Source organism: uncultured Senegalimassilia sp. (assembly GCF_934632265.1).
In the GTDB taxonomy this organism is placed as follows: Bacteria; Actinomycetota; Coriobacteriia; order Coriobacteriales; family Eggerthellaceae; genus Senegalimassilia.
In genome coordinates this window covers 1-4,006 of record NZ_CAKTYH010000145.1, presented here as the reverse complement: position 1 = coordinate 4,006, position 4,006 = coordinate 1, and the positions used below count along the sequence as shown (strand labels likewise).

Genomic DNA, 4,006 nt, shown 5'->3' with positions numbered 1-4,006 from the left:
CACCAAGGTCATGCTGCGCGACGCCTGCGTCAATGCCGACACCATCGACGCCGTGCTGGCCGCGGGCGTGGAGGAGCCGGCCGTCATCAGCCAACGCGCCCATGCGCTCGAGGATGCCCGCGCCAACGACGCCGAAACGTTCGACAACCTGGCAACGGCCTATGCTCGCGCCAACAACCTGCGCAAGCCCGAGCTCGGCGAGGACGTGGACGATGCCCTGCTCACCGATCCCGAGCGTGCGCTCGCAGGCGCCGTGGCAACCGCCGAGCAGGCCGTGGCCGCCGCGCTTGCGTCCGACGACTTCGCAGCCGCGCTCGCCCAGCTGGCAGCCCTGCGCACGCCCATCGACGGCTTCTTCGCCGACGTCATGGTCATGGACGAGGACGCCGCGCTGCGCGACAACCGCCTGCGCCTGCTCAACCGCTTCGTGGCCGTGTTCGCCAACGTGGCCGACTTCGGCAAGATGGCGAAGTCGAAGTAGCGTCGGTTACCGTTTTCAACCGGTAATGAAAAGGTGTGCGGGGGCAACCTCGCGTGCCCGCAACGCGAAAGGGTGTACACTTCAAAGGGCGGCAGCCGATACGGCCTGCCGCCCTTTTCCATGCCCGCAAGGCACCGTCTGTAAGGAGGACGCCCATGCAAGGCGAGTTCATCGTGCATGAGAACACCACGCCGCTGCCCACCATCCACGTCGTCAGCGACTCGGTGGGGCTTACCGCCCAGGCCCTGGCCCGCGCCGCGGCCGCCCAGTTCGGCGTCACGAACCCCAACATCGAGGTGCTGCCCCACGTGCGCTCCTTCGAGGAGGTCAAGCAGTTCATCGCCGAGCACGGCGAGCTGCACAAGCGCCTAAAAGGCGACGAGAACCTGCTCATCTTCTATACGCTCGTCGACGGCGATCTGCGCCGTAGCCTGTCGGATTATTGCGAGAGCCTTCCCAACGTTGTGGCGGTCGACCTGATGACCGATGCCATGAACGCCATCGCCAAGCTGTCGGGGCAGACCCCTTCGAAGCGCCCTGGCGGGCTGCACGTGGCCGACCAGCACTATTTCCGCCGCATCGAGGCCATCGAGTTCACCATCGCCCACGACGACGGCCGCAACCCGCAGGAGATGTCGCAGGCCGATATCGTGCTGCTCGGCGTGTCGCGCTCGTCGAAGACGCCCACCTCCATCTACCTGGCGCAGCAAGGCTATAAGGTCTCCAACATCCCGCTCGACCCGTCCACCGAGCCTCCGAAGGAGGTGTACGAGGTGGACCGCACGCGCCTGTTCGGACTGATGACCACCGCCGACGTTTTGGTGGGGATCCGACAGCGCCGCCTGGGCAATGCGGCGGTTGCGGCATCGAAATACGCCGACCCCGAATACGTCTACGAGGACCTCGACCGTGCCCGCGCGCTCATGCGAAAACTGGGGGCCATCGTCATTCACACCGAAAATCGTGCCGTTGAGGAAACCGCTCAAGAGATTTTGCGGTACTACGAACGGGCTCACCCGCAAGGTGCTGATATAGTAATACGGTCCTGATTGAACTAAGTCCCGTTTTCGGACGACCTTACGTTAGGAGTAAGAAAGTGACTGCAGAAGTCAAGCGTGTGTACGCTTTCGGCAAGGACGCCGAGGGCAACAACGTCACCGAGGGCAATACCAATATGAAGGCCATCCTTGGCGGCAAGGGCGCCAACCTGGCCGAAATGGCCAACATCGGCCTGCCGGTGCCTCCGGGATTCACCATCACGTGCCAAACCTGCATGGAGTATGCCAACGCAGACAACACCTGGCCCGAGGGCGCGCTCGACACCATTCACGAGTATCGTCTTGACCTGGAAAAGCGCATCGGCAAGAAGATCGGCGACGCCGAGGACCCGCTGCTGGTCTCCGTGCGCTCCGGCGCTCCCATGTCCATGCCGGGCATGATGGACACGGTGTTGAACCTGGGCCTGAACGATCAGTCCATCAACGGCCTGATCAAGCAGACGGAGAACCCGCGCTTCGCTTGGGACTCCTATCGCCGCTTCATCCAGATGTTCTCCAACGTGGTCATGGGCCTGGACGGCGATCTGTTCGAGAACGCCATCAACGTCATGAAGAACAGCCGCAACGCCGCTTCCGACACCGACCTGACCGCAGAGGACCTGCAGGAGCTCGTGGCCGAGTTCAAGAAGATCTTCTCCGAGAACGTCTCCGGCGTCGAGTACCCCAGCCTGCTGGTCGACGGCGTCGTCGCCTTCCCGCAGGACCCCATGGTGCAGCTCAAGCTGGCCATCGAGGCCGTGTTCGGCAGCTGGAACAACCCTCGCGCCGTCCTGTACCGCAAGAAGAACAAGATCGCCGATGACCTGGGCACCGCCGTTAACGTGCAGTCCATGGTGTTCGGCAACAAGGGCAACTCCTCGGCCACCGGCGTCGCGTTCACGCGCAACCCCGCCAACGGCCAGAAGGAGTTCTACGGCGACTACCTGGTCAACGCCCAGGGCGAGGACGTCGTGGCCGGCATCCGCAACACCAGCCCCATCGCCGAGCTGAAGCACGTCGAGGGCCTTGAAGAGGCCGGCAAGCAGCTCGAGGAGATCTTCGTCGTCCTCGAGAACCACTTCCGCGACATGTGCGACATCGAGTTCACCATCGAGCAGGGCAAGCTGTACATGCTGCAGACCCGCGTCGGCAAGCGCACCGCCGCCGCCGCGCTGCACATCGCCATCGAGATGGAGAAGGAGGGCCTCATCACGAAGGAGGAGGCCGTCATGCGCGTCGAGCCCGAGCAGCTCGACCAGCTCCTGCATCCGCAGTTCGACAAGAACGCCGAGTACGACGTGCTGGCCCGCGGCCTGAACGCCTCCCCGGGCGCCGCCGTCGGCGAGGCCGTGTTCTCCGCCGCCGACGCCGTGGCCGCCGCAGAGGCCGGCCGCAAGTGCGTGCTCGTCCGCTGGGAGACCAACCCCGACGACCTGGCCGGCATGATCGCCGCCGAGGGCATCCTGACCAGCCATGGCGGCAAGACCTCCCATGCTGCCGTCATCGCCCGCGGCATGGGCGCCCCGTGCGTGTGCGGCGTCGAGGCCCTCAAGATCGACGCTGAGAAGAAGCAGGCCGTCGTCTCCGGCACCGACGTGGTCATCAAGGAAGGCGACATGATCTCGCTGGACGGCACCACCGGCATCGTGGTGCTCGGCGCCGTCGAGCTGGTGCTTCCCGAGCTCACCGGCGACCTGGACACCATCCTGGAGTGGGCCGACGAGTTCCGCACCCTGGGTGTTCGCGCCAACGCCGACAACCCCGAGGACGCTCAGCTGTCCCGCGACTTCGGCGCGCAGGGCATCGGCCTGTGCCGTACCGAGCACATGTTCCTGGGCGACCGCAAGCAGATCATCCAGACCTTCATCCTCAACGAGGACGAGGATGTCCGCCAGAAGGCCGTCGACCAGCTGTTCGAGGCTCAGACGGGCGACTTCTACGGCATGTTCAAGGCCATGGACGGCCTGCCGGTCATCGTGCGCCTGCTCGATCCGCCGCTGCATGAGTTCCTGGAGAGCCCGCGTGCCCTCGACGTGGAGATCGCCCGCCTCGAGGCCACCGGCGGCGACAAGGGCGTCATCGCCGAGAAGCGCGCCCTCATGGAGCAGATCGACGCCATGGCAGAGGCCAACCCCATGCTGGGCCTTCGCGGCTGCCGCCTGGGCATCGTGTACCCCATCCTCCCTGTGATGCAGGTGCGCGCCATCGCAACCGCCGCCGCCCAGCTGAAGAAGGAGGGCCTGGATCCCAAGCCCGAGATCATGATCCCGCTGGTGTCCGTGGTTCCCGAGCTGGCCAAGCTGCGCGAGGTCGCCGAGCAGACCATCGCCGAGGTTGCCGCCGAGCAGGGCGTCGAGCTGGACATCCAGATCGGCACCATGATCGAGCTGCCGCGCGCTGCCGTCACCGCTGACGAGATCGCCAAGGAGGCAGACTTCTTCTCCTTCGGCACCAACGACCTCACCCAGATGACCTTCGGCTTCAGCCG

General features: G+C 65.2%; 3 protein-coding genes. All 3 read left to right on the top strand.

Annotation, left to right across the window (positions count from 1 at the left end; all coding sequences use genetic code 11):
- Positions 1-481 (top strand): DALR anticodon-binding domain-containing protein (locus tag Q0H50_RS08670; protein WP_294421475.1); only part of this gene is annotated, 481 nt, incomplete at its 5' end.
- A 155-nt stretch (positions 482-636) separates the two neighbouring features.
- A complete protein-coding gene (locus Q0H50_RS08665) occupies positions 637-1,530 on the top strand; it encodes a pyruvate, water dikinase regulatory protein (RefSeq protein WP_294421473.1) in 894 nt (297 codons plus the stop codon).
- Between the two features lie 47 nt (positions 1,531-1,577).
- The coding region (gene ppdK / locus Q0H50_RS08660; RefSeq protein ID WP_294421469.1) for a pyruvate, phosphate dikinase at positions 1,578-4,006 on the top strand (2,429 nt) is incomplete at its 3' end.

Excerpts from the sequence above, each read along its gene's own strand:
- Q0H50_RS08665 (WP_294421473.1), top strand. The coding sequence starts at position 637 with ATGCAAGGCGAGTTCATCGTGCATGAGAACACCACGCCGCTGCCCACC.